At 41.7% G+C, this 22,169-nt stretch carries 19 protein-coding genes; 2 read left to right on the plus strand and 17 right to left on the minus strand.

The features are described 5' to 3' along the window. Positions 1-100: 100 nt before the first annotated feature. The 14 genes from KXJ59_RS02385 to nadA all read right to left on the minus strand — a co-directional run bounded on the left by KXJ59_RS02385 (position 101) and on the right by nadA (position 15,245). Positions 101-1,753: an amidase gene (locus KXJ59_RS02385; RefSeq protein ID WP_295200720.1), complete on the minus strand. Its 1,653-nt coding sequence runs from the start codon at positions 1,751-1,753 to the stop codon at positions 101-103. A 135-nt stretch (positions 1,754-1,888) separates the two neighbouring features. Next, positions 1,889-2,731 carry a neutral zinc metallopeptidase gene (locus KXJ59_RS02390; protein ID WP_295200723.1) on the minus strand — a complete coding sequence of 281 codons (843 nt, stop codon included), beginning with the start codon at positions 2,729-2,731 and terminating at the stop codon, positions 1,889-1,891. Between the two features lie 23 nt (positions 2,732-2,754). Continuing rightward, positions 2,755-3,258, minus strand: a complete 504-nt coding sequence (locus KXJ59_RS02395; protein WP_295200725.1) for a GNAT family N-acetyltransferase — start codon at positions 3,256-3,258, stop codon at positions 2,755-2,757. Further along, positions 3,251-3,718, minus strand: a complete 468-nt coding sequence (locus KXJ59_RS02400) for a methylglyoxal synthase (protein WP_295200727.1) — start codon at positions 3,716-3,718, stop codon at positions 3,251-3,253. Before KXJ59_RS02400 ends, KXJ59_RS02395 begins: the two co-directional genes overlap by 8 nt. A gap of 52 nt (positions 3,719-3,770) precedes the next feature. After that, positions 3,771-4,706, minus strand: a complete 936-nt coding sequence (locus KXJ59_RS02405; RefSeq protein ID WP_295200729.1) for a 1-acyl-sn-glycerol-3-phosphate acyltransferase — start codon at positions 4,704-4,706, stop codon at positions 3,771-3,773. A 199-nt stretch (positions 4,707-4,905) separates the two neighbouring features. Next, positions 4,906-5,916, minus strand: a complete 1,011-nt coding sequence (gene recA, locus KXJ59_RS02410) for a recombinase RecA (protein ID WP_295200731.1) — start codon at positions 5,914-5,916, stop codon at positions 4,906-4,908. 358 nt (positions 5,917-6,274) lie between these two features. Next, positions 6,275-7,126, minus strand: a complete 852-nt coding sequence (locus tag KXJ59_RS02415) for a ChaN family lipoprotein (RefSeq protein WP_295200734.1) — start codon at positions 7,124-7,126, stop codon at positions 6,275-6,277. 182 nt (positions 7,127-7,308) lie between these two features. Then, positions 7,309-8,607: a hypothetical protein gene (locus KXJ59_RS02420; protein WP_295200735.1), complete on the minus strand. Its 1,299-nt coding sequence runs from the start codon at positions 8,605-8,607 to the stop codon at positions 7,309-7,311. Positions 8,608-8,709: 102 nt separating this feature from the next. Next, positions 8,710-9,606: an ORF6N domain-containing protein gene (locus KXJ59_RS02425; protein WP_295200737.1), complete on the minus strand. Its 897-nt coding sequence runs from the start codon at positions 9,604-9,606 to the stop codon at positions 8,710-8,712. Between the two features lie 111 nt (positions 9,607-9,717). Then, a complete protein-coding gene (locus KXJ59_RS02430; RefSeq protein ID WP_295200741.1) occupies positions 9,718-10,479 on the minus strand; it encodes an alpha/beta hydrolase in 762 nt (253 codons plus the stop codon). An 88-nt stretch (positions 10,480-10,567) separates the two neighbouring features. Next, the gene (locus tag KXJ59_RS02435; protein ID WP_295200744.1) at positions 10,568-11,155 is read right to left on the minus strand and encodes a Crp/Fnr family transcriptional regulator; all 588 of its coding nucleotides are present in this window, start codon (positions 11,153-11,155) and stop codon (positions 10,568-10,570) included. A 94-nt stretch (positions 11,156-11,249) separates the two neighbouring features. Then, on the minus strand, positions 11,250-13,136 hold the full coding sequence (locus KXJ59_RS02440) for a gamma-glutamyltransferase (protein WP_295200746.1): 1,887 nt from the start codon (positions 13,134-13,136) through the stop codon (positions 11,250-11,252). 169 nt (positions 13,137-13,305) lie between these two features. After that, complete coding sequence (locus KXJ59_RS02445) at positions 13,306-14,136, minus strand: maleylpyruvate isomerase N-terminal domain-containing protein (protein ID WP_295200748.1); 831 nt, start codon at positions 14,134-14,136, stop codon at positions 13,306-13,308. 101 nt (positions 14,137-14,237) lie between these two features. After that, on the minus strand, positions 14,238-15,245 hold the full coding sequence (gene nadA, locus KXJ59_RS02450) for a quinolinate synthase NadA (RefSeq protein ID WP_295200751.1): 1,008 nt from the start codon (positions 15,243-15,245) through the stop codon (positions 14,238-14,240). A 637-nt stretch (positions 15,246-15,882) separates the two neighbouring features. Here nadA and KXJ59_RS02455 point away from each other — a divergent pair. Both KXJ59_RS02455 and KXJ59_RS02460 read left to right on the plus strand, forming a co-directional pair. Beyond that, positions 15,883-17,970 carry a SurA N-terminal domain-containing protein gene (locus KXJ59_RS02455; RefSeq protein WP_295200754.1) on the plus strand — a complete coding sequence of 696 codons (2,088 nt, stop codon included), beginning with the start codon at positions 15,883-15,885 and terminating at the stop codon, positions 17,968-17,970. Between the two features lie 157 nt (positions 17,971-18,127). After that, positions 18,128-18,634 carry a DUF2480 family protein gene (locus tag KXJ59_RS02460; RefSeq protein ID WP_295200755.1) on the plus strand — a complete coding sequence of 169 codons (507 nt, stop codon included), beginning with the start codon at positions 18,128-18,130 and terminating at the stop codon, positions 18,632-18,634. Positions 18,635-18,695: 61 nt separating this feature from the next. On the opposite strand, the gene KXJ59_RS02465 is transcribed toward KXJ59_RS02460, so the two are convergent. The 3 genes from KXJ59_RS02465 to KXJ59_RS02475 form a co-directional block, all read right to left on the minus strand. Next, on the minus strand, positions 18,696-21,152 hold the full coding sequence (locus tag KXJ59_RS02465) for a prolyl oligopeptidase family serine peptidase (RefSeq protein WP_295200757.1): 2,457 nt from the start codon (positions 21,150-21,152) through the stop codon (positions 18,696-18,698). Between the two features lie 126 nt (positions 21,153-21,278). Further along, a complete protein-coding gene (nadD, locus tag KXJ59_RS02470) occupies positions 21,279-21,848 on the minus strand; it encodes a nicotinate (nicotinamide) nucleotide adenylyltransferase (RefSeq protein ID WP_295200760.1) in 570 nt (189 codons plus the stop codon). 29 nt (positions 21,849-21,877) lie between these two features. Continuing rightward, positions 21,878-22,105, minus strand: a complete 228-nt coding sequence (locus tag KXJ59_RS02475; RefSeq protein WP_295200763.1) for a FeoA family protein — start codon at positions 22,103-22,105, stop codon at positions 21,878-21,880. Between the last annotated feature and the right edge of the window lie 64 nt (positions 22,106-22,169).

Raw genomic sequence — 22,169 nt, forward strand, 5'->3', positions numbered from 1 at the left:
TTTTGTATTGGATTTTAACAACATAGCTGAACATACGTTCCAATAGTAACAATACGAAAAAAGCCCGGATCGCGGGCTTTTGTCTCAAAGTTTTTCTAGTCTATTTAAATGCAGGCGGGTGCATTTCATCCCATCCTGTTTTATCCTGATAATATTTTGCAGCAGTTAAAATACTGGCTTCATCAAACAGCTTACCAATAAAAGAAATGCTTGTTGGCGTATTCGTTCTTTTATCAAATCCGGTTGGTACACATAATACCGGATGACCGGTTAGATTAGTGATCGCCGACTGATTGCCGCTTCCCCTGGTAGGACAAATAATCACATTGTACTGACTGATGACTTCGTTCATTTTTTGCATGAGTATAAAACGATGTCTGTTTGCGTTGATATATTCCACTGCAGGAACCAGTCTTGATACACGAAATGTATTGGGCCAGTCAAATAATCCCTGACGCGTCATGAGGTCGTCTACATCATTGCGGGTGAAGTCGTCAAAAGCGGCTGCACATTCTGCGCTGATCACCACATCCATAATATTGAAAGGGTACACTGTACTGTCTGGAAAATCAACCGGAATCAATTCCACACCCATTGCACGATATGTTTCCAGCACTTTCCATTCTGTTCTGCTGGTATCGGTAATTCTGTCGAAATAATTTTTGGCATAACCGATCCGCATTTTTTTGATATCGGTATTCGGTTTATAATTAAAGGGTTTGTTCTCTGCGCTTTTGTCTTTTCCATCTGTTCCCCTGATATAATTAAATACAATGGCTGCATCTTCTGCGCTTCTGCAAATAGGACCTACTTTATCCAGACTCCAGCTGAGGGTCATGGCACCGCTTCTGCTGATGGCGCCGAATGTGGGTCTTAATCCGGTAGCACCACAGGTTGATGCCGGTGAAATAATAGAACCCCATGTTTCTGTTCCAATGGCAAAGGGTACCAGACCAGCAACTGTTGCCGATGCCGATCCGGCCGATGAACCAGATGAACCGAAACGCGTATTCCATGGATTCTTTGTTCTACCGCCATACCAGTAATCGCCCATGGCCAATGCTCCCAGCGTAAACTTGGCTACCAGCACAGCGCCTGCTTCTTTTAGTTTAGTATATACAAAAGCATCTTCATCAATGGTTTGATTTTTATAAGGCTCTGCTCCCCAGGTGGTTTTAGTTCCTTTTACGGCAAACAGGTCCTTGAGTCCATAGGGTATGCCATGAAGAGGCCCGCGGTATTTTCCTGCAGCTATTTCTGCATCTGCTCTTGTTGCTTCTTCCATCGCAATGTTTTCTGTAATAGAAATTACACACTGCAGGCTGTCGCCATATTTTTTTATTCTTTCAATAAATAATTTCGTGAGCTCGACCGAGCTGATTTTTTTACTTTTCACCAATGAAGCCAGTTGTGCAATTGAATACCAGGCCAGCTCATTTTTATCTGCGGGCAGCACAACATTTTTGGGAATGTTCCAGTCTATCTTGTCCTGTTTCTCATTAAACTGCATACCAGGTAAAATAGCGCTGTGGGTAAGCGTTGGTACTATATTGTTGGCCAATGTCTGCTTATGCATGCGCTGATAAACGCCTACATTTTCTTTTACTCCCGTATACATACTGTCTATTTCTTTCTGTGTAAAACGGAGGTCGAAGAGTCTTGCTGCAGCTGGAATATCTTTTTTAGAGAGTGTGTCCTGTGCCTGAACTAAAGAGCTCATCAAGAAAATACTAATAGTGATTATTCTTTTCATAAATATGTATTCTTTTTATAACAACCCTGCAAAACCTCTGCTTTCTGTCGTTCTCAGCGCTCCCTTGCTTCGACGGCGTGAGCAGAGGAACCCCACCGCAGAGAACGAGAGGTAACGAAGTTTATGCGGGGTAATTTAGTGCAATTCTGTTGTGGCAAATGTGTTTCCCTCTCTTATATCTCCGGTTTCAAATCCTTTTTTAAACCAATACATTCTTTGTTTTGACGTACCATGTGTAAATGCATCCGGGTTTACAGTTCTGCCTGCTGATTGTTGCAACCTGTCATCACCAATGGCATTAGCAGCTTTTAGGGCAGAAGCTATATCACCCTCTTCCAATATATTTTTCAATCGCTGTGCATGGTGTGCCCATACACCCGCTAAAAAATCGGCCTGTAGTTCCAGCTTCACAGATAATTTATTGTATTCGGTTTCACTGATACCAGAACGCATTTGCTGCATTTTGGTTGTGGTTCCCATCTGTTGCTGAATATGATGACCCACTTCGTGCGCAATTACATAGGCCATGGCAAACTCTCCTTCTACTTCAAATCTTTGTTGCAACTCATCAAAGAATGAAAGGTCTATATAGATTTTTTTGTCTGGCGGACAATAGAACGGACCTGATGCAGCACTGGCAAAACCACATTCAGAAGAAGTAGATCCGCTAAACAAAACCAGACGCGGGTGTTCATATCTGTCGTTGATCGACTGGTAAACAGAATCCCATACATCTTGGGTATCTGCCAGTACCACTTTGGTAAACGCTGCCAGCTCTTCTTCCCTCGGACTAAATTTTGTTGTTTCGGTTGTCGGTTGTTGTAAAGTCTGTTGCAATACTTCATTCGGGTCGCCGCCCATGATCAGGTATAATATTACCATAACGATAGCGCCCAATCCGCCACCGATAGCAAGCGGCGTTTTACTGCCTCTTCTGTCTTCAACATTATCACTTTGTCTTCTGCCCTGCCAACGCATGGAATTTTGATTTTGGTTGATCTTCAACGAAGCATTTTGACCCATAGGTATTCATCCATCAGTTCATTATTTTTGAAAACCGATTTCTTTTTGATGGCTTCAAGGTAAAAATTGTTTTTCTGTAAAACACGCATCGATGCTTTATTGTTCTGAAAAGTATGTGCTTCAATCCTTACCATTTCCATTTGTTCGCTGATATAATAACATAATAAGCGGCAGGCTTCTGTGGCAATTCCTTTTCCCCAATAGGGTTCGCCGATAAAATAACCGATCTCAATATTTTTGCGGTATAAGTCTTCTTTTTTAATACATCCACAGCCACCTACTAGCTGTTGCTGCCAAACAATAGCAAAATTAAGAACCGGTTTTTCTGTGGCTGTTTTTGCTATCCATTGCAGGGCATCTACCACTGTGTATGGACTTGGAAAAAAATCGCGCACATTGTTCCAGATGTTCCTGTTATTGGCAATGGATGCCAGTGCCTGTGCATCCTGTTTTTGCCAGGGTCTTAATATAAGATCAGTCATCCTGTTTTTTAATTGTTCTGTTCAGGTAATCGCTGTAATCCGGTAACTGCGATTCGTATTCCTGGTGCATAAAAGGAGATGTGATGAGAAAATCGGCCGTTGCCCTGTCGCAGGCCATCGGAATATTCCATAATACGCATAAACGTAGCAGTGCTTTTACATCGCTATCGTGAGGTTGCGCTTCCATGGGGTCCCAGAAGAAGAACATCATATCAATTTCACCATTGGCTATCATGGCGCCTATCTGCTGGTCGCCTCCCATCGGTCCGCTCATGAGCTTTCTCACGGGTCGATCCAGTTTCTCTTCAATGATTTTTCCGGTTGTTCCTGTTGCAAACAATTCATGCTTTGATAAAACTTCTCTGTTATGCGCCACCCACTCCATGAGATCAGCTTTCTTATGGTCGTGTGCTACAAGGGCTATGCGTTTTCTTATTCCTAATTTTTTAATTGCTGACATCCTTTTCTGATTAATACTTTTTACCACAGTAAGGTAACCGTTTTCTGTTTCTTTAAGATGATGTTTGTGACTTTATTTTATACCGTACAGCAAACCAGGCGCTTATTGGATGGATAAAAAGAAGGGGTACAATCAGAACTATGGGAACGTGTAATAAAGCCAGCAAAGCAAATAATAGCAACAGGTACAGCGGATAGAGCAGGAGTAAAACACCAAATAAAACTGAATCATAAAAAACGGTCTGTCTAGTTTTTTTGCGAACAAATTTTTTAACCATGCTATACAGCGGCAGGTGTAAAAAATAACCCGCTACCGAGAACAGGAAAAATATAATATTCCGTTTTTGCTGCTTTGGTTCAGGAGGTTTTATCATGCTGTCTAATCGCAGAAATAATGCGTGATTAAAATACTGCATGTTCAATGCTTCCTGATCCTGTATTAGTATTTCTTTTGCTGAAAAAGGTTTCGACAACTCTATGCGTACCGTTTTTCCTATGGAGGTAAAATTGTTGTAGCTAAGCGATACGGGCATAATATTCAATGGCAATGATTCACCAACGGCTGTCAGGGCAATTCTTGCAGCACCTTTTTTAAAGGGCTGTAATTCGTGTGTATTCAGACAAATCCCTTCAATAAAAATCAGTACAATTTTTCCCTCGGTTAAAAGGGCCTGTGACTGCTTAAAAGCATATTCATTGAGGTGAAGATTTTCTCTGCCCTCCGACAAACGATAAATAGGTACCATATGCAGAAGACCAAGCAGAAACCGCTGCCAGGGTTTGCGGAAAGCATCCCCCCGGGCCAGAAAATAAACCGGCTCCCGGAATTGGGCGGCTATCAAAATGGCATCAAGGAAAGAATTGGGGTGATTGGCCACCAGTAAAAGGGGGCCCTTTTCCGACCTATATCCAGGATTTACCAAATCAATATCTACGCAGAAAATACGGAGCGCAAGTCTAATTGGCAGTTTTATCAGCGTGTAAATCAACGGGTTTGTTTTCTCTAAAATAAGGTATGTTGAAGAGAGTTAACTGCTGAATTCTATGATTATCAGTGAATTATTTAGTATTTATCTATTTATATATACCATAGAACTAAATAATTATGACATTTGGGCTTATTAAAACAAAAAACCGCTCCTTAGACAAGGAGCGGTTCATATTTACTAACCCATCTCAAAAAAACGTTTATGCTTCTGCAGCGGCTTTGGCCTCTGTCAGTTTGGCTCTGATTTTTCCTTCTATCTCGGCCGACAATTCGGGGTTATCGAGCAGGAGTTGTTTTACAGCATCGCGACCCTGACCCAGTTTATTGCTTTCGTAGCTGAACCAGGATCCGCTTTTTTGTACGATACCCAGTTCTACACCCATATCGATGATTTCACCCACTTTACTGATACCGCCTCCGAAAATGATATCGAACTCTGCCGCCCGGAAGGGGGGAGCCACTTTATTTTTTACAACTTTTACTTTTACGCGGTTACCCACAGCTTCGTCTCCGTCTTTGATCTGCGACATACGACGAATATCCAGACGAACCGATGCATAGAATTTCAGTGCATTACCTCCCGTTGTGGTTTCTGGGTTACCAAACATCACACCTATTTTTTCGCGTAACTGGTTGATGAATATGCAGACTGTATTGGTTTTATTAATGGTGGCCGTTAATTTTCTCAGTGCCTGGCTCATCAAACGTGCCTGAAGACCCATTTTACTGTCGCCCATTTCGCCTTCCAGCTCTCCTTTGGGTACCAGTGCGGCAACAGAATCTATCACCACTACATCCAGTGCTCCGGAGAGAATCAGGCGGTCGGCTATTTCCAGTGCCTGCTCACCGTAATCGGGTTGAGAAATCAGCAGGTTATCTACATCTACACCCAGCTTACGGGCATAGGAACTATCAAATGCATGTTCCGCATCTATAATGGCACACATGCCTCCCTTTTTCTGCGCTTCCGCAATTACATGTATGGCTACGGTTGTTTTACCGGATGATTCCGGGCCATATATTTCTATAATCCTTCCCTTGGGTAAACCACCTACACCCAATGCTGTATCAAGACCAATCGAACCTGTTGAAATAATTTCCATGGGCTCCTGGCTTCTTTCATTCATCATCATTACACTGCCTTTTCCGAAATCCTTGTCGATCTTATCGATCGTCAGCTTTAGCGCTTTTAATTTTTCTACGTTACTCATGGTAATATTTTTTGAGTTTAATGGGATTGTAAAAATAAGTCCCGGAAATGAAATAAACTAATTTTTTTAGTATTTTTTTTACTAACGTCTTTAGTTTGTCCTTATTGTGCTAAAGTAGGGGTTTGTTTTTTCCTGTGGTAGCGTATTTATACCTGATTTTGCACAGGGCGGAAGTCCGGGAGACCGAAAGTCGGAAAAGTCTGAAAGAATGACTGTTTTACAAAAGAGCCCTCTGTGAAACTTTGTGGTGAAACCACAGAGGTAAAGATCCAAAGGTCTCCTATGGAGAGAATGGCACGGAGTTACACGGAGGGTTGCCCCGAATCGAACATCTTTCGGACTTTTCCGACTTGCGGACTTAATAGGTATTCGTCATATCCTCATCCACACAAATAATAAAATCTGCGCGGCCGAGGTGTTCGCCGCTGAGTTTGTGGATGTCTTTTTGTGAAACGGTGCTGATGGTTACAATTTTAAGTGCCGGGTTTTGTTTTTTCAGGTACCAATTCAGTCCATCGTAAAAATCGGAATGGTAGGCGCCATTATAATGTATCAGCAAAGATCCGGGCTGATAATACCTGAGCATAAAATGCGCCATGGTAGCATCTTTGAGGGCCTGCGCTTTGGGAAGGTTTTCACCACCATGTCCACCCATCATTTCAACCATTTTTTTATAGCCGGGTAATGCTGCATCATAAGCAATGGGCAATGGCGCCATCCATGCTTTTTCTTTTGCCGTCAACGTATCTAATACTGTAAATCCGCCACGCGATACCATTGAAGCATATCGGCGTGGTACATTACTGGCGGCGAATGGTATTTTATTTTCTTTGGCAAAGTTTACCAGTGGTGCATAGTCTGTGGGATAGTTCTTCCACAAACGCGCCATGGAATCCAGTTGTTTTTGTTTGATGGTTCCTGCGAGGTATAAATCGAGTGCTTCCTGGTTATCCTGTTCAAACATTTCGGCACCAAGAACGAGGTTGCGTTTTTCTTTCAGGTCTTTTGTTACTTCTAATTGCAGCCAGTGAGCAATGGCATTATTATGAAATTCGCCGAAAAGGAGGATGTCTTTATCCGCTATTGTTTTCAGCATTTTTTCATAGCCTACTTTCTTGCCCTTAGCATTGTAAAGCACATACGGTTGCTTCTTTTGTGCAGCAGCAGTAAAAGAAAGGATAACAAGCAAGGCGAAAATTATCTTTTTCATAGTATGGCAATGTTAGGCAATTTTTAGCCGTGTTGTTTACTCCCTGCGTCAACTCCGTTTCCTCTCGTTCTCTGCGGTGATTTTACCCGAATATTCACCGCAGAGAACGAGAGGAAACAGAGATTTCGCAGAGTCGTTTACTTATACAAACCGCTCGTGGCTCACAGCCCAAAGCTCATAGCTTATCTGTTATACTCACTCAGCCAATGAAACTGTTTTTCTGCCAGACGGTATTGTTTATTGGTCCTTTTGAGTCTTACAAATAAAGTATCTCCTTTTACCGGACCAAGTAATGTAATCGTTGTGCTGTCGGGGATGCTGTATTGTAATGTAAACAAGCTGTCAGATTGAGGACCTGCCCAACGGAATGTCATTTGTTGTTTTATGGTATCAACAAAATATCCGAAATAAGCTCTTCCATATACACGTCTGAACATGGTATCGGCACTCAGCATGCTGCCGGTTGTACCGGGTTGAAAAATAAGCTGACTCCATCTATGTGTTGAGTCGCCGATAATAGCTGGTATTGTATCATTGTTTACAACAAAGTCGGCAACATCATAGACCCCCGAACGGATGGGTTTTTGATCTGATATGGATTGCACATCCCGGTAACGTTGATATGAATTATAAAAAGGAAGTATGATTATCAACACAACAAACAATCCTTTTAATACGTAACGGGTAATGCGCTGCCATTTCTTCGTGAGCGTGAGCGCATATAAACTTCCTGCCGGTGCCTGCTGGTTCAGAAAGAAAATAGCAGTGAGACGTTTGTGCTCCTGCACAACCAGGAACAAGGACATTAGTGTTAAGTGTGTTGAGAATAGTTTTACCGGTATATCGTATGCAAAGTTCATCACCATTACATTGGTAAATACCGCAAACGACATCAATGCGCCGGCCGTGGCCGTTCTACGGTTAAATAAAAGAAGTCCTGCTATTACTTCCGCTACGCCGGAAAATACCTGATAAGGGGTGGAGTAACCAATAAATAACCAGGAAAAACGCATCGGTAAGAACTCTCCCAAGGGTGTGGCTAGCTGGCTTAGCGATGGAAAATACATTTGTAAAGCAAATACTTTGATGATGCCGTAACCAAACGCAATCATCGCTACATTATACCGAACAATGGTTACCAGCAGGTAATTCCACTTTGGATAGGCTGTTTTATTACGATCGCTTACCGTCCATATAGCGGCTATTAATAAAGAAAACAGTGAGAAGAACCACAGATGCGTCCAGGCCCAGGAAGTGTCTCCGCTTCCGTTGAGTGGAACAAGCTCCTTATATACTTTGAATATATTTTTATTGGCCAACTCAACGATCTGGTCCTGTAACCAATACCAGGGTTGTACCACCACACCAGCATAAGGTATATTTTCAATCCATGTCCATGGAGCAATGGAGATCATCAGATACACAAAGAAGAAACGGAATAGGAATTTTTGTGTGAAGCTCCAGTGGGTGTTGGTATTCATACAATCAGTTGGTTTTATTGTATGAATATATTTGTTTTTTTACTGCCGGAAACAAAGACGGCAGTTCAAATATTGTGGCTTTTTCTACAGGAGTTTTGAAGACTATATTAACCGACTTATAAGTTGTTCTGCCATACTATCCATTCTTGAAAAGGCAAACCATTTTTTTCCGAGATCTTTTAAAGATGCGCCAATATGGTATAATTCTACACCGTCTATTAATAAAAAGCGGTCATGGCATTTAGCAAACGGTTTCAGTATCAGGCCCGGGTATTGTTCATTATGTTTTGCTACATCTTGTTGCAGGGTTTTACTAATGGTTTTGGTGAACAGGTGCGCGCTTACTTCCTTTTTTCTTTTTGATAATAATACGAGTATGGTTTCATCTATATAATTGTCTATGATGAGTATCTCTTTCTCTGCTTTTTTAATTAATTCTGAAACAAATACATATGCATCAAAAATCTGGCCTTCAAAAAAAATTCCTTTTTCTGGCTTTGGCTGAGAAGCGTCGAGTGCTTTAAATATTTGTTCCAACTGTAATCCGGTTTGTTGTTGCTGATATTCAAGTCTATCAATTCGCTGAAAAACAGAAGCGTTTTGCAGCAAAAACTTACGCATGTTCACGAAAGCCTGCATAATTAGAATACTTGCTTCAATTGCCGTTTCCGAATATAATACAGATGCAAGCATGGCTACGCCTTGCTCAGAAAAAACAAAGGGAAGGGTTCTTCTTTTTGCGGTCGCAATTTGCGACCGCAAATCGGAGCTTCTTTTTATTGTTGCTATTTGTGTTTGTAAGGCACTCCACTCTACCGGATTAAGTTGAAACATAAACGATTCGGGAAACCTCCGGTAATTTCGTTTCACCTGTTCATTTAATCTCTTGGTTGTTACACCATACATATCTGCCAGATGAAAATCTATCATCACCTGTGTTCCTCTGATAGAAAAGATCAGGTTTTGAATATTTTCTATTTTCTCTGGTTTAATTTCCATATGATTTGCTATTATTCGTTTTTTACGCACAGCATTAACAGCCGAAAAATAAGCCTATGGTAATTGCGGTATTTACCTGTTTTTTAGAACTACGCTTCCTTTATTAAACAGTTATAGGTTTTTTATCCAGTTGTAGACGTAATCTGCCACAGCATCCCATCCTTCTTCTCCAATAGTGTTATGGCTGCGGCCTTCGAAAATTTTTATATCCGCTTTTTCTTTATAAGACCTCGCCAGTTTTTGCGTAAGTGTTGGGGGGAATATATTGTCCCTGGTTCCACCAATAAAAAGCAGGGGCACATGGGGTTTTGTAAAATCTACTTTTGAAAAAGACTGTAATAATGTGTCACGTGCTACGGTTCTGCTTTCGGGTACCGCTATTTCGTTATACAGCTTATCGCTCTCTGTGCGACTTAAGTTGTTGCCGAATGCATAATAAAACCAGTTTTTACTGGTACGGAAGATTTTGTCTGCTGCAAAAAAATTCAGTACAGGAAATACCGTTTTAATGGTTTGCCATGGAGCAAATACGTTTTTTGGGGGCGCACCATTGATGCTTACTGCAGCAGCCGCTTTTCCCATTTCTACCAGTTTCATGGTGGTAAGACCGCCCAAAGAGTGTCCGATAATAATAGGTTTTTCGGGTAGTGTATCGATGAACTCTGCGAGTTTTCTAACCAGGGTTTCAAAACGCTCTTTTCCTAAAGCCGGGTTAATATTGTTTCTCAGGTCGGCAGGTTCACCTTCATGGTGTGGGTTGGCTGGTGCATATACGGTGTAACCCTTGCTCTCGAAATAGGCTTTCCATTGGTTCCAGCTTTTGTTGTTTACAAACAGTCCGTGTGTAAGTACGATGGTTTTTGAGTGTGTCATGATGTGTACGTTTTGGTTTGTGTTTGATTTGATAACACAAAGCTCTACACTACTCATGACGATCTCTTTAACCCAGGTTAAAATCGTGTCAGCGCCCGGAAATTCTTTTTCTGATCCTGCTTAGCGATGGCCCCTGTATGCCGAGGTAGGAGGAAATATGATAAAGTGGCACTTCATTAAAAATATCGGGATGCTGGTTCAACAAGTCGAGGTAGCGTTCTTCAGGTGTCTTGAATAAAAAGCCTTCTGTTTTTTCCATCGCAATCGTAAATGCCACCTGTGCCAGTAGTCTTCCAAAACGTTCCCACGAATGACTCTTTCGATAGAGTTCAAGTAAATGATCTATACGTATACGAATCATTGTTGCGTCGGTCATTGCCTGTGTATGATAATCACAGGGTATCTGGTGAACAAAACTTTTAAATGTGGCTATGAATTGTTTTGAAGAATAGAGAAATACATTTTTCTCTTCTCCTGTTTTTCCATCGATGATATAGGAGCGAAAAACACCTTGTGTAATAAAACCAAGGTATTTACATACGGAGCGATGCTCGTTATAATATTCTCCTTTTGTGTACGTGCATTCTTCCCAATATGTTGATGAAAGATTAAACTCTTCTTCGCTTAACGCAGCAAATTGTCGAACGGCTATGTTTAGTTGTTCAATGCTCGTCATAACATGTTATTTAAAAAATTTCTGTGTTTTTCTGTGTATTCAGCGGCAATTAATCTGCCACTGAATACACAGAGGAGCACTGAAGAGCGGTACTTTACCAACCGATTCCGTAATCTTCTCCGTGGTTGCTGCTTCCTCCCCAGAATGATCCGTGTTTCCAATCGAACCAGATGGCATTGATGGGTCCGCTGGTACGGTCTTCGAAACTTAGTGTATAACCCATACTTCGTAGTTCTTTGCGAACCCAGTCTGGTGTGTTGCTATGTAGTAATAGGTTACCTGCGCGTGGTGCTCGGTCAGCCGTTTTATTTCCGCCGAGTGATAACCAAAGTTGATTGGTATTAATATTCGCTGCTTCACTCGCTTCCTGAACTGTCATACCAAACTCTACCATGTTGAGGAAAAACTGGAGGAGATTCTGATCCTGTGTGTCGCCTCCCTGTACTGCAAAAGAGAGCCATGGCTTTCCGTCTTTCAAAGCCATTGATGGTGTAAGTGTTACCCTGGGTCTTTTTCCCGGCGCCACCACATTGAATGGATTGATGGTTGAATCCAAAACAAAACTCTGCATACGCTGACTCATGCCAACACCTGTTTTTCCTGCAATACAAGCCGGTAACCATCCGCCGCTTGGTGTTATAGATACTACCCACCCTTCCTTGTCTGCCGCTTCTACCGATGTGGTGCCCATCCACAATGCGTCTTTATATTCAGTATCGGTTATAGATGCCATTTGTCTTTGGTCGTGTGTGGGTGCAAAACCTCTTTTACTACTGGTATCTTTTACATCATAACCACGACTCTTTAATAAATTGATATAAGGATTTGTTTTTCCTTCAAAAGGATAAGGATCTCCCGGACCTGCATTCGCATCATTTCTGTCCATACGAATCTGTGATGCTCTTTGTTTTGCATAGGCTTTACTCAGCAGTCCTTTCATGGGTTCATCCGGAGCGGCATAAGAATCACCATAATAAAAATCGCGGTCGGCAAAACTCAGGTTCATAGCCTGGTAAATAGTGTGTATGTATTTCGCAGAATTATAACCCATGTTTTTGAGATCAAAATTCTCCAGAATATTTAATGCTTGTAATAAAACCGGTCCCTGTGTCCATTGCTTTAGTTTATATACATCTATGCCTTTATAATTTGTTTGCAATGGCTCTTCTTCAATCGGTTTCCAGTTGGCGAGGTCTGCTTTGGTAATGAGTCCACCCTGCTCTTGTGCACCTCTTACAAATTCATCGGCAATATCTCCTTTATAAAAACGATCATAGGCTGCATAAATCGCTTCCTTCCTGTTCTTTCCGGCTTTCAGTGCACTTTGTTCTGCTTCCACCATTTTACTGAGTGTATTCAACAGGTCTTTCTGTACAAATATTTCTCCCGCTTCAGGAGCTTCTCTTTTTTCACCGGCGTGCGTTAAGAATACCTGTTTACTGTATGGCCACTGTTTTATCTGGTCCTTTCCTCTTTCAATACTGTTGGCCGTCTGTGCTTCTATCGGATAACCCGCTGCCAGGTCCATCGCCGGCGCCAATACTTCTTTCAAACTCATGGTTCCGTATTCAGCCAGCATATAACAGATGCCGCCTGGAGTACCGGGTGTAGTAGCAGCTAAGGGACCATACTGCGGCGGAAAATTCATGCCCTTGCTTTTAAAAAACTCCGGCGTTGCGCCGGTTGGGGCCACACCCATTGCATTAATAGCAATTACTTTTTTTGTTTTAGGATTATAGATAAGCGCCTGTGTTTCTCCACCCCAACTCAATACATCCCACATGGTACAGGTAGCGGCGAGCATTGCGCATGATGCATCTACTGCATTACCTCCTTTCTGAAAGATCATCGACCCCGCAGTAGCAGCCAGTGGTTTACCCGTAATGGCCATCCAATTCTTTCCATGTAATGGTGGCTTTTGGGTTTGTTGTGCGAATGTGAACGATGAAATAAACAACGATGCAATGAGGAGTTTTTTCATTTCTATGGATTGTTGTGTAAATATAAGTCTGAAAGTCCGGGGTCCGAATGTCCGAAAGAAAAATGCTTTTGTTGACTAGTCTGATCAATAATAGCAGAGCGTGAGGAAAAATTACTATTATTAAATTTTTTTGCTGGCTTCGGACATTCGGACCCCGGACTTTCAACTGCTACGCCATTACGGCGAGCATCGAAAGTAAACGTTCTCCTGCCTGCCTGTTGCCTCGTATCCTGATGTTTGTTTCTTCTTTTTTTATTCCTTTAGTGAAAAGGCGCCAGGCTATTTCACCCTCAATAGTGATGATATTTTCAGTTGTGGTTATATCTTCTACCTGTATCCATTTTTTTCCATCATGGTATAAATGCCAGATACCACCAGCTTCTCCGGTTATTTCAAATGACAATACTTCATCTCTCTTCCCCGGAAAATTTCTGTAATGATGTGGCAGCGCACGCATCGATGTTTCTAAATGTGGATGATACCATTCCCTTTTATATAGTTCCTCTTCTCTTCCAACAGCGAGTCTTATCTGTTGCTGATGGTGCCATCTCTCAGTATATTCTCTTGCCCAATGAAACCAGTTAACAGATGTTTCTTCTCCGGCCCAGGCTACAGAAAATAATGCGTTAGCAAAAGGATCTATTGTTGTTAGGTAATCTGCTATTTCTTTATTGGTTTGTTTGAACAATTCAATCACCAGCTTCGGACTCATTCTTTTTGCCGCTTTAATCCAGTCAGCATTTAATTGATTGAGGTAAGCCAATAAATCATCATAGCTATTTATTATTCCGGGAGGAACACCAAAATAACCATCTCTGTGTATTGATAAGATCCTGATATTTCCATCCAGTAAATGCAATAGCACATCTTCCACTTTCCATTTCGGCGCAATGGTTTGTTTTTTCCAGTCTTCCGGAGATAGGGTTTCCAATAACTCAACCAATTTCTGATCAAGTGCCGGAATACGATCGGCAATTAATATAGGAGCCGGCGGTTTCATGTTAGAAAGGTATGAAAACAGAAGAACAGAGAAACAGATGAATATTCAACTTCCAACTATTTGGATATTCGATGTTCCACATTTCTCTGTTCTTCTGTTCTTTACCCTATCAGCCCTGCTGCTTTACTGATCTCCAGCATTCTGTCCATGGGTTTTTTGGCTGCGAGGCGAAGGGTTTCGTCCATATGAATTTCTGGTTGCTCGTACATCATACAGAGGTATAATTTTTCAAGCGTATTCAGTTTCATATGGGGACAATCGTTACAGGCACAGTTATTATTGGGTGGTGCCGGAATAAATGTTTTATCCGGACTTGCCTGCTGCATCTGGTGAAGAATACCTGTTTCGGTGGCTACGATATATTCTTTAGTACTGTCTGTTTGTGAATATTTTAATAACTGGGTGGTACTGCCAATATAATCTGCTACTGCCAACACCGCTTCTTCACATTCCGGGTGGGCAATTATTTTAGCTTGCGGATGTCTGATTTTAAGTTTGGTAATTTTTTCTAGGCTAAAAATTTCATGCACCATACAGGCTCCGTTCCATAATACCATGTCGCGGCCTGTTTTTTTAGCGAGATAAGCTCCCAGGTTTTTATCAGGTGCAAATATGATCGGCTGGTCCTTTGGAACGCTTTCTATAATTTTCTCTGCATTCCCACTGGTACAAATGATATCAGACAGTGCTTTTATCTCCGCTGTGCAGTTGATGTAGGAGATTACAATATGATCCGGGTGTTTGTCTCGAAAGGCCTTAAACGGACCCGCTGGGGCACTGTCGGCTAATGAACAGCCTGCTTTCAGGTCGGGTAAAAGTACTTTTTTAGATGGGTTTAGTATCTTGGCTGTTTCTGCCATGAAGTGTACGCCGGCAAATACGATAATGCTGGCATCGGTTTCGCGGGCTTTTTGGGCCAACCCAAGACTATCTCCAATATAGTCTGCCACGTCCTGAATATCTGGTTCCTGGTAGTAGTGAGCGAGTATGACCGCATTTTTTTCTTTCTTTAGTCGCTCAATCTCGGCAAAAATATCCAGACGGGCATCTATTTCTATATCGAGGAAACCTTTTTCCTGTATTTTGTCTTTCGCTTCAGAAATGTTCATAATCACGGTAATAATATTTAATAATACTTATTTATATAAATCACTTATTACTATTAGGGCTGTGGATTTCGGGATAACTTACTTATCCCCATAGTGCAAAGTTAACTTGTAGAGGTTTATCCACCCTAATTAACATGTTTTTCCACGGCTTAACATTCCGGTAATATTAGAAAACAAGTATTTAACCCACATCAGTGAATAACCGAATACACATGAGTTTGTTTTCACTATCCACGTTTATTTCACTGTGCGTTAACATGGGGTAAAATGAGAAAAATCTCGGATGTCGGATGTCGGATGTCGGATTTGAGGGTATTTGTTCGAGGAGTTTCCACATTTAAAACCTTAAAAAGCTCAGTTTTCCACCGGAAAACCAATTTATAAACAAGGGGGTGTGGATTTGTGGATGTCTGATCGCTGATGTCAGATGTATATTTCAAATCCGACATCAGCGATCAGACATCTTAAATGTCATTTCCAAATTTCCAAATCCACAAATTTCCAAATTCGCGTTTGGCGAACCATTGTCCCGTCTGCATTAAATTAGGTTTTCCACAATTTGTTCAAATGCTTTAATCCCCTATTTTTGCCTCCCGCCGGGTGGCGGCTTTATTTATTATACCAATTAAACTGATTTATGTCTGTTATTCAAAGAATTCGTGACAAAGGTGCCTGGATTGTTTTTGCCATTATTGCATTGGCCCTGATTGCTTTTATCCTCCAGGATGGTGTGGGAAGAGGCGGAAGTGCTTTTTCCAATTCATCTGTTATTGGTAAAGTAAACGGAGAAAAAATTGAGCGTCTTGATTTTGAATCAAAGCTCGCCATGCAGGAACGTATGTATGGTAGTCAGGGAGCACAACGCGATCAACTGATCGGTGCTTTATGGATGCAGGAAGTAGAAAGACTTGTGCTTACGCAGGAATATAATAAACTGGGTTTACAGGTTTCTCCCAAAGAGCTGAGCGATATTTTATTCGGACCTAACTCTCCACTGCGTCAGGAATTTACAGATCCTAATACCGGTGAATTTAAAGTGGCTGAAGCCAGACAGGCTTTTAACCAGCTTAAGAAGAGCACCAATAAGGAGCAGGTGGAGATGATCAATAAAGCTTATATAGAGCCTACGATTGAGCAAACATTAAGAAGTAAATACCTGGCTCTTTTACAACAGGCTTCTTATGTTCCTAAATGGCTGGTTGAAAAACAGCAGGCCGATAATAATGCCATCGCTAATATCTCTTACGTTTATATGCCTTATGCTGCAGTTTCTGACAGCGCGGTTAAAGTAACGGATGCTGATATTGCTGCTTATGTAAAAAAGCACAGTAAAGAATACCAGAAAGAAGAGGAAACACGCTCTATCAATTATGTTTATTTCAACGCTTCACCCAGTGGTGCTGATACTTTAAATACATTAAATCAGTTGATGAGCCTGAGAGAAGAGTTTGCCACTACCGATAATGTAAGTGCCTTCTTAACCAAAGCAGGAACTGAATTACCTTATTACGACAGCTATTTCAGCAAAGCAAGAATGCAGCAACCCAATAAGGATTCTATTACCAGAACACCGGTAGGTACATTGTATGGCCCATACCAGGACGGCAGTAATTTTACAATCGCTAAAATGATTGCTGTTAAGAATTGGCCCGACAGCGCAAAGGTTCGCCATATCCTTGTTTCTACTTTCAACCCACAAACCAATCAGGTAATCAGACCCGACACACTGGCGAAGAAATTAATCGATAGCATAGAAACCGCTGTTAAAGGCGGTGCCGATTTTGCAGCATTGTGTTCAAAATATTCTGATGATGGAAACAAGAATACCGGTGGCGTTTATGAATACTTCCCACAAGGACAAATGGTAGTTCCTTTCAACGATTTTTCTTTTGATAAACCAGTTGGTTCCAAAGGGGTTGTAAAAACTGAATATGGTTATCATTATGTAGAAGTATTGGGTCAGAAAAATTTTAACCCCGCGTATAAAATTGCTTATTTGTCTAAACCCATTTTAGCAAGTAGTGAAACAGTGAGTGCTGCAAGTACAGCTGCTGCGCAATTTGCTTCTGCATCGAAAGGCAAAAAAGAATTTGATGCTACTTCATTAAAATCAAACCTTACTGTTCTCACAGCAGCAGATATTAAACAGAATGATTTTAATGTGAATGGAATCGGACAGAGCCGTCAGCTGGTTCGTTGGGTGTATGAAAATAAAACAGGAGATGTATCTGAGCCAATTGAAGTTGGCGACCGTTATGTAGTAGCTATTGTTTCAGGTATCAATCCTGCCGGTACCATGTCTCCTGCAGATGCACGACCATTGGTAGAAGGATTTGTTCGTAATGAGAAAAAAGCAAAACAAATTCTGGATGGTAAATTCAAAGGCGCTTCACTTGAAGCGATATCTGCAGCCATCGGTTCTCCGGTACTGCGTGCCGACAGTCTGAGCTTCTCAACACCATTCCTGCCAAATGTAGGAAGTGAGCCTAAGATTGTAGGTGCGGCTTTCAATAAATCATTACAGGGTAAAGTGAGCGCGCCCATCGCAGGTTTAACAGGTGTGTTTGCGGTTAAAGTAGAAAGCAACAGCGCCCGTCCGGGAGTAATGGATGCTGAAACGATTAAACAAACCCTGATGCAGGGAAGCCGTGTAGCTGTATTCCGTGGTGTTCAGTCGCTGAAAACAGCAGCAGTTGTTAAAGACAACCGCTTCAAGTTCTATTAATAGTAACTGGAATAATATTGAAAACCCCGGCAGAAAAACCGGGGTTTTTTATTTCATCCTGGCCCCTAACTTAAGTCTGGGGTAAAAAAGGAAGGATTTCGCAAACCGAAAGCCTGTTTCAGGGAGATATGGTAATTTTGTATTTCAAATTGAGTGTATGGCAGATGTGATTATTAATAAAGTGGCAGAAAGCGGACTGATCAGTTTTGATCTGGAGAAATATTATCCCTCTGCACCCAGAAAAATTTTCGACCTGAAAGACCATTTATTCATGGGTCTGATATTAAAGGAAAAAGATTTCCGTGCGGCACTGTTACAGACCGACTGGAATGAATACAAAGATGCCGATGTTGCCATTACCTGTTCTGCCGATGCTGTTATTCCAATGTGGGCCTATATGCTGGTAGCCAGTTACCTCGAACCCGTTGCCAAAACAGTAATTGTAGGAACCGAACAGGAACTGATTAACCGGGAACTGTTAAAGAATATTGATGCAATTGATGTAAGTGAATTTACAGATCAGCGGATTGTGGTAAAAGGATGCGGAGATCTGGCCATCCCCGAAGCGGCCTATGTTGCCATTACAAAGAAGCTCCGCCCGGTAGCTAAAAGTATTATGTATGGTGAGCCCTGTAGTACTGTGCCTATTTTTAAAAAGAAATAAGAAGACAGCTTCTATAAAACAAAGAGCCGCTGAATTTTCAGCGGCTCTTTCTATAGGTGTATTATTTCTTTAGAAGTTTGTCGTTAAATAGTTTTAGTATCCGTTTGTATTCATCTGTCCAGCTGCTGGGTTCTACAAAACCATGATCTTCCATTGGATACACCGCCAGTTCCCAGTTATCTTTTCCGAGTTCAATTAGTTTTTGTGATAAACGAACCACATCCTGAAAATGAACATTTACATCTACCATACCATGGCAAATCAACAAATTGTTTTTTAGTCCGTTGGCAAAATTGATGGGAGATGATTTGGCATAGGCAATGCTATCATTAAAAGGCTCATTCAGTATATTCGATGTATACCCATGGTTATAATGTGCCCAGTCGGTAACGGGTCTTAATGCTGCACCTGCTTTAAATACATCTGGTGTTGTAAACAATCCCATCAGCGTAATAAAGCCGCCATAGCTTCCGCCGTAAATACCAATCTTTCCGGCATCTATACCATATTTTTCTGTCAGCATCTTTGCTGCATCTACATGATCATCCAGGTCCTTTCCTCCCATATGACGATAGATGCCCGTTCTCCAGTCGCGGCCATAACCACTGCTGGCGCGATAGTCGATATCAATTACTGTGTAACCCTGATCGGCCAGTAAATTATGGAACATGTATTCGCGGAAATAGGAGCTCCACCAATAGTGAACATTCTGCAGATAGCCGGCACCATGTACAAATATTACAGCGGCCTTGTTTTTTTTCGCTTTAACCGGTTCATATAAACGAGCATAGATTTGTTGGCCATCGCGTGCCGGAATGGTAATCATCTGGGGATCTCTCCAGGCATAGGATTTAAACTCTTCCGAAACTGCTTTGTTAGTGATTTGAGTAACTGGTTTACCCACAGCATTCTCCTGTACAAATAACTCCCATGGTTTATTGCTGTAAGAATAACGATAGGCAATCCATTTTTCGTCGGGAGACATGCTTACTTCATAACCACCCGTTTTATCTGTAATTTTTTCTTTTCCGCTGCCATCTTTATTAATACGATACCAGTTTAGTTTACCCGGATGTTCTTCATTGGTCAACAGGTAAAAATGCTGGTTGTTATTACTGAGCGAAACAGACTGTACTTCATATTGCCCACCGGTGAGCGCCTTTTTAGCATTGGATTTCAGGTCGTACACATATAAGTGTGAATAGCCCGTGGCCTCACTTTGAAAATAAAACTGGCCTTCATCAATCCAGCCAAATGTGGCGCCGAAACCGCTTACGCCCGGGCCGCCAATCCATGCATTGTCGCGCTGACGATCGAGTAATTTCAGTTTGCCTGTTTCGGCATCGAGTTGCATGATCCAGCGGTCTTTGTTATCCTGTGAACGGATATCTACTATCGCTGCGGAACCCGTGGCGTTCCAATAGGGTCCGTTGATCATTACACCGCGAACGGGTGCACGGCGTGTACCAAATTGTTTTGGATAATCTTTTACATAATCAGGCTGATCCGTAATACCGGGAACAGAAATAGAGTCAACTACTACCGCAATGAGTTTATCTTTTGTTTTATCGAAAACAAAAAATTCATACCTGCCTAAGGGAGCGCCCACTTTTGTGCGTGCGGGAATATCTGTCGTAAAACCTGTTTCGGTAACATAATCCGGAACGATGGTGTTTTTACCGCCGGCCGGAGCAGTGTATAAACGATAAGTAACAAAACGTCCGTCGGGACTAATCTGTAAATTCTGTAATTGCTTCTCGCCAATACCAATCAGTTTAAGTGTATCTGTATCGCGGTTGGCACGGAGGAAATCAACCCGGGCATCTCTTTTTTCTTTTCTTTCTTTTAATACTTCAAATAGTTCTAACTGTTGGCTGCGTAACCAGGGTTCTTGTGTTTGTATACCTGATGTTGGTTGCACAGCTCTTTGCTGAATAATATTTCCACCAGCTAACCCTCCTCCGCCAAAACCACCACGACCACCGCCTGTTAGCGCTGCAGAAGTAACTACTGTTTCGGACCCCCTTGTAATATTGGTGAGCTGAAGTGTTACGCCGGATTGCGTATTCCATCCAAACAGGTTCTGGTTGCGGTTATACACAACCCACTCATCGTTCAGAATAAAACGCGGACCAAATTCCTGTTCCTGCGTTTGGGTAATGCGTGTTGTTTTATTGGAGGCAATATCTACCAAATATAAATCGCCGCGTAAGGCATAAAGCATTTTAGAGCGCTTGTCATTATATACTGCATTGTTAGTGGCCTGTGCCAGTTGTACTTCCTGTAAACTTGCTTTTGCGGTACTTGCCGAAGCAAGAGAGTAAACATAAACAGAGTCCGATATTTTTTTATCGGGGTTCCAGCTGAAATAAATCTTTTTACTGTCGGCACTCCAGAATGCATTGGAGGGAGAAGAGCCGATCCATTTCGGATCGCGCATAATTTTCTCAACAGTTAATTGAGCAGAAGCAGAGAAACCGGCCAATAAAAAGCCGAGGATAAGCAGTTTGTTTTTCATTCGTCTGGTTTATCGGATAAATCTATTGTATCGATTGGGGATAGTGAAATGAATTTTACAAGCGGATAGAAAGGGTAGGCACAGAGAGTTACGGAAAATTTGTGTGCCTTTGGGTGAAATCAATAACTACTTATAATAATTATTCCGCTCAATTTCTTCTCTCACTTTATCGGGAACGAGATAGCGGATAGATTTTCCTTCGCGGATATTGTTGCGAATCAGCGTAGCAGAAATATCGAGCATGGGCGCATCGAGTATTTGAACGGATGCATTCCAGGTATCGGTAATATCGAAGCCGGGACGTTTATAAATAATGATGGGATATTCTTTCACCAGTAAATCGGCATTTTTCCATTTAGGTAAATTCTGAAAACCATCACTACCCATAATAATACTGAACTGGTGCTGCGGATATTTTTCGCGGAGATAGGTAAGTGTATCGATGGTATACGAGGGGCGTGGTAATTTAAACTCAACATCAGCAGCGCGGATACGCGTTTCATCATCAATCGCCAGGTTCACGAGGTGAAGACGATCATATTCATTTAATAAACCGGCTGCTGTTTTAAAAGGATTTTGTGGAGATACCACCAGCCACACCTGCTGAATATTTGTCTGGTTCACCACATGAGAAGCAATGATGAGGTGACCGGTATGAACGGGGTTAAAAGAACCAAAATAGAGTCCAATATTCATCTAAACAATTGATAATCAATTTATTATGATTATTTTGCATCTTCCACAAAAATACTTCTTGCCTCACTTAACCTTAGGCTTAGGTGATAGCCGGCTACGGAAATAGAAATAGGATCACCCAGGGGTGCTACTTGTTCAACCTGAACCAGTTCTCCTGGAATACAGCCCATTTCCATTAGCTTGATAAAGATCTCATCTTTTTCAAAAGAATTAATGACCGCTTTCTGACCCGCTTCTAAATCTGACAATCGTTTCATCGCCTGGTTATAAATATTCTATAAAGGTAGCATGGTGTAATCCGTTTTTGTTACGAATTTTGGA

Origin of the sequence: Sediminibacterium sp., from assembly GCF_019264485.1 — a bacterium.
In the GTDB taxonomy this organism is placed as follows: domain Bacteria; phylum Bacteroidota; class Bacteroidia; order Chitinophagales; family Chitinophagaceae; genus Sediminibacterium.

Excerpts from the sequence above, each read along its gene's own strand:
- KXJ59_RS02435 (WP_295200744.1), bottom strand. The coding sequence starts at position 11,155 with ATGACGAGCATTGAACAACTAAACATAGCCGTTCGACAATTTGCTGCG.
- KXJ59_RS02425 (WP_295200737.1), bottom strand. The coding sequence starts at position 9,606 with ATGGAAATTAAACCAGAGAAAATAGAAAATATTCAAAACCTGATCTTT.
- KXJ59_RS02415 (WP_295200734.1), bottom strand. The coding sequence starts at position 7,126 with ATGAAAAAGATAATTTTCGCCTTGCTTGTTATCCTTTCTTTTACTGCT.
- recA (WP_295200731.1), bottom strand. The coding sequence starts at position 5,916 with ATGAGTAACGTAGAAAAATTAAAAGCGCTAAAGCTGACGATCGATAAG.
- KXJ59_RS02420 (WP_295200735.1), bottom strand. The coding sequence starts at position 8,607 with ATGAATACCAACACCCACTGGAGCTTCACACAAAAATTCCTATTCCGT.
- KXJ59_RS02440 (WP_295200746.1), bottom strand. The coding sequence starts at position 13,136 with ATGAAAAAACTCCTCATTGCATCGTTGTTTATTTCATCGTTCACATTC.
- KXJ59_RS02455 (WP_295200754.1), top strand. The coding sequence starts at position 15,883 with ATGTCTGTTATTCAAAGAATTCGTGACAAAGGTGCCTGGATTGTTTTT.
- KXJ59_RS02460 (WP_295200755.1), top strand. The coding sequence starts at position 18,128 with ATGGCAGATGTGATTATTAATAAAGTGGCAGAAAGCGGACTGATCAGT.
- nadA (WP_295200751.1), bottom strand. The coding sequence starts at position 15,245 with ATGAACATTTCTGAAGCGAAAGACAAAATACAGGAAAAAGGTTTCCTC.
- KXJ59_RS02385 (WP_295200720.1), bottom strand. The coding sequence starts at position 1,753 with ATGAAAAGAATAATCACTATTAGTATTTTCTTGATGAGCTCTTTAGTT.
- KXJ59_RS02465 (WP_295200757.1), bottom strand. The coding sequence starts at position 21,152 with ATGAAAAACAAACTGCTTATCCTCGGCTTTTTATTGGCCGGTTTCTCT.
- KXJ59_RS02390 (WP_295200723.1), bottom strand. The coding sequence starts at position 2,731 with ATGCGTTGGCAGGGCAGAAGACAAAGTGATAATGTTGAAGACAGAAGA.
- KXJ59_RS02475 (WP_295200763.1), bottom strand. The coding sequence starts at position 22,105 with ATGAAACGATTGTCAGATTTAGAAGCGGGTCAGAAAGCGGTCATTAAT.
- KXJ59_RS02430 (WP_295200741.1), bottom strand. The coding sequence starts at position 10,479 with ATGACACACTCAAAAACCATCGTACTTACACACGGACTGTTTGTAAAC.
- KXJ59_RS02395 (WP_295200725.1), bottom strand. The coding sequence starts at position 3,258 with ATGACTGATCTTATATTAAGACCCTGGCAAAAACAGGATGCACAGGCA.
- KXJ59_RS02400 (WP_295200727.1), bottom strand. The coding sequence starts at position 3,718 with ATGTCAGCAATTAAAAAATTAGGAATAAGAAAACGCATAGCCCTTGTA.
- KXJ59_RS02445 (WP_295200748.1), bottom strand. The coding sequence starts at position 14,136 with ATGAAACCGCCGGCTCCTATATTAATTGCCGATCGTATTCCGGCACTT.
- nadD (WP_295200760.1), bottom strand. The coding sequence starts at position 21,848 with ATGAATATTGGACTCTATTTTGGTTCTTTTAACCCCGTTCATACCGGT.